We start from the raw sequence: 3,761 nt of genomic DNA, 5'->3' as shown, positions 1-3,761 counted from the left end.
CCGGCGGCGAGCTCGGCCGCCAGGTAGGCGGGACTGGCCAGCATGGCCAGCAGCGCGACCGCCCCGATCACGAGCAGCATGAAGGCGCTCAGCGCGTCGCTGAGCAGCAGCCCGCCCAGCGCGTCGAGCCGGCCCGCCGCCGCCAGCGCGACCGCGCAGGCCAGTAGCCCGGCCGCGGCCAGCACGCCCAGCCAGGCGGTGAGGCGGTTCCAGCCGAGCACGGCGTACGCGCACGCGGCCGCCGCGGGCACCGCGACCGGAGCGATCACCAGCAAGCTGTCCATCAGTCGTGCAACTCCCGCAGCTCGTCCAGGTCAGTGCCGCCGAAGGCGGCCCGTATCCGGGTGGTCAGCACCTGCAGCACCAGCACGGCCAGCAGGATGTCCAAGGAGATCCCGAGCTCGACGACGAGCGGGACGCCACTGGTGGTCAGGAACGCGGTAGCGGTGATGGCGTTGTCCATCAGCAGGAACCCCACCAGCTGCGACAGCGCCCGCCGCCGGGTCACCAGGACGAAGAACCCGATCAGCAGCACGGTCAGCGCGATCGGCACGGCCTGCGTCGCCGGCGTGGGCGACAGCCGTACCAGCGGCTGGGAGAGCGCGTAGGCCAGCATCGCCAGCACCGCCGCCACCAGCAGCGAGGTCGCCACGTTGACCAGCGGCTGCGTCTCGCGGCCCTCGCCGCTCGCCACCAGCGTGCGGCGCATCAGATACGGCAGCAGCGCGGCACGCAACGCGCCCACCCCGAGACCGACCAGGATCAGTTCGAGGTCTGCCTGCCAGACACCAAGGACAACGATCAGCGTGGTCAGGGCCACCCCTTGCAGGGCGAACAGCCACACGATCGCCGACAACTCGCGCCGCCACAGCACCAGCACGCCCGTGAGCAGGAACGCCCCGCAGGCCAGGTCCAGCAGCTGGACGTACATCGCATCAGTCATGTTCACGCCAGGAAGAAGGAAGCGGCCACGGCCAACAGCGCCAACAGGAACGAACCGGCCAGCAGCTCAGGAACGCGGAACAACCGGAGCTTGGCCATGAACACCTCACCAACCGACAGCAGCACTCCCAACAGCCCCACCTTCAGGACAAGCGCGATCATCGACAGCAGCAGCGCGAGCGCTCCCGCGCCCGCGGTGGCGATCCCCAGCGGGAAGAACAGGCTGGCCAGCAGGCCCAGCAGCACCGACAGCCGCATTGCCGACGCCCACTCGATCAGCGCCAGGTCCGGGCCGGCGTACTCCAGCACCATCGCCTCGTGGATCATCGTCAGCTCGAGGTGCGTGGACGGATTGTCCACCGGGATCCGGCCGGTCTCGGCGATCGTCACGATCGCCAGCGCGACCGCGGCCAGCACGCTCACCGGGGAGATCACCGACAACGGATCCTCCACCGTCGCGGTCACGATCGACCCCAGGCTGGTCGAGCCGACTCTGATCGACAGCGCGAAGGTCGACACCAGGATCGTCGGCTCCACCAGCGCCAGCACGGTCATCTCCCGGCTGGCGCCCATCCCGCCGAACGCCGTCCCGGTGTCCAGCGCGCCCAGGGCCAGCGCCACCGACCCCAGCGCCAGCAGCGCGGTCACCGCAAACAGGTCGGCGACGCCGTCCAGCGGCGAGGCCGTGGTCACCAGCGGCACCACCGCGGCCACGACCAGCGCCGTGCCGGCCAGCAGCAGCGGCGCCGCTCGGAACACCCAGCCGGTGCCGCGCGGAGTGATCGGCTCTTTGCGCATCAGCTTGCGCAAGTCCCGCCACGGCTGCAGGACCCCGGCACCGGCGCGTCCTTCCAGCCGGGCGCGGACCTGCCGCATCGCCCCCACCAGCAGTGGCGAGCCAACCCCGACGACGATCACCTGGAGCACCGCTCCGATCACGCCCGTCACCACAGCACCACCAAGACGATCATCGCCGCGGTCAGCGCCCAGAACCCGTAGCCGAGATAGCGGTGCACGCTGCCGGTGGCCAGGGCGCGGGCCCCGCGCCCGACGGCCGACACGGCGGCGGTCAGCGGATCGTAGAGTCGGTGCTCGATCCGGTCCGGCACCCGCGCGTGGAAGCGCACGCGTTCCACCAAGTAGGCCGACTCCTTCACTGGAGTGACGTCCACGTCGCTTTCGGGGGCCAGCACGTCGTCGAAGACCCGCTGCAACGGCTCGGCGAACGACGTCGCGGTGTACTCCATCCGGGCCGACATCGGTCCCGCGCCGCAATCCCAGAGCCGGGCGGCGCGCCGTGCCCGCCGCGCAGCGGTCACCCGTACCAGGCCGAGGACGGCCACGACGGCGATCACCAGGGCGACGGCGATCAGCAGCGGCGAGATCATCCCCGAGATCCCCGCCAGCCGCAGCGTCAGCTCCCCGCTCACCACGTCCCGTGTCGGGAACACCACGCCGACCACCCTGCCGAGCGCGGGCACGACCAGCGTGGGAGCCAGCGCCAAAGCCACACAGCCCGCCACCGCGAGCGCCATCGCACCCAGCATGGTCGGCGGGCTCTCACCGGCCCGCTCGGCCTCTGCGCTGCGCGGCCGGGCCAGGAACCCCACGCCGAACGCCTTGACGAAGGTGGCGACCGCCAGCCCCGCCGACAGGGCGATCACCGCGACGGCCAGCGGCATCGTCACCGCACCCGCCACCCCGGAACCGGGCAGCGCGTGGATCAGGCTCTGCAGCAGCAGCCACTCGCTGACGAAGGCGTTGCCGGGCGGCAGCGCCGAGGCGCACAACGCGCCGACCGCGAACACGACGGTGGTGTACGGCAGCCGCGTGCGCAGCCCGCCGAGGGCATCCAGATCGCGGGTGCCCGTCGCGCGCAGCACCGAGCCCGCCGACAGGAACAACACCGTCTTGAACGCGGCGTGGTTGATCACGTGCAGCAGCGCCGCGGCCAGCGCCAAGGCCGCCAGCACCGGCAGCTTGGACGCGGCGAAGAAGCCCGCCGCACCCACCCCGACCAGTACCAGGCCCAGGTTCTCCGTCGTGGAGTAACCCAGCAGCCGCTTCAGATCTGAGGCCACCACCGCCTGCAAGATCCCGAACAGCGCCGACGCCGCGCCCGCCGCCAGCACCAGCAGCCACCACCAGGCCGACCCACCGTGCAGCAGATCCAGCCCGACCCGGACGACGCCGTAGGCGCCCATGTTCACCATCGCCGCGCTCATCAGGGCCGAGACGTGGCTCGGCGCCTCCGGGTGCGCCCGTGGCAGCCACACGTGCAGCGGCACGATGCCCGCCTTGGAGGCGAACCCGGCGAAAGTCGCCAGGAACACGACGGTCTTGGCGGCCGGAGACAGCGCGGCGGCGCGCAGCTGCTCGAAGCTCTCCCCACCGGCCCCGGCGGCGAACGCGACCAGCCCGGCCAGGATCGTCACCAGGCCGAGGTGGGTCATGACCGCGTACCACAGCCCGGCCTGGCCCACCGCCTCCCGCCGCCAGTGCTCGGCCAGCACCAGCAGCAGCGACGACACCGCCATCAGCTCCCAGGCGAGCAGGAACGTGCTCACACTGGCCGCGGCGGGCACCACCAGCATGGCCGCCACGAACAGCGGCAGCACGGACTGGAACACGCGCCCGTCCAGGCCGTGATCGCAGTAGCCGATCCCATAGATCGCCGCGCATACCGCCACCACCCCGGTGACCGCGATGAACACCCCGCCCAGAGGGTCGACCGTCAGCCGTATCCCGGCCAGCGGCAGCAGCTCCGGCAGCCAGGCCGACCAGCGCTGACCGGCCCCGGCAGCCACAACCGCCGCCAC

General features: G+C 71.9%; 3 protein-coding genes and 1 pseudogene. All 4 read right to left on the bottom strand.

Annotation, left to right across the window (positions count from 1 at the left end):
• A pseudogene (locus tag AB0J09_RS58875) lies at nt 1-284 on the bottom strand (hydrogenase); the annotation flags it as partial.
• Nucleotides 284-943: a hypothetical protein gene (locus AB0J09_RS58870; RefSeq protein WP_360712087.1), complete on the bottom strand. Its 660-nt coding sequence runs from the start codon at nt 941-943 to the stop codon at nt 284-286. The pseudogene AB0J09_RS58875 and the gene AB0J09_RS58870, both read right to left, overlap by 1 nt.
• Nucleotides 944-945: 2 nt before the next feature.
• Nucleotides 946-1,890, bottom strand: coding sequence for an NADH-quinone oxidoreductase subunit H (locus AB0J09_RS58865; protein ID WP_360712084.1), 945 nt, complete (start codon nt 1,888-1,890; stop codon nt 946-948).
• On the bottom strand, nt 1,887-3,761 hold a 1,875-nt coding region (locus AB0J09_RS58860), incomplete at its 5' end, for a proton-conducting transporter membrane subunit (RefSeq protein ID WP_360712081.1). The genes AB0J09_RS58860 and AB0J09_RS58865, both read right to left, overlap by 4 nt.

It is taken from the genome of Nonomuraea sp. NPDC049784 (assembly GCF_040659615.1).
Classification (GTDB): Bacteria; Actinomycetota; Actinomycetes; order Streptosporangiales; family Streptosporangiaceae; genus Nonomuraea.
Note: the sequence above shows the minus strand (reverse complement) of the source record. Positions and strands in the feature narration are given on the sequence as shown.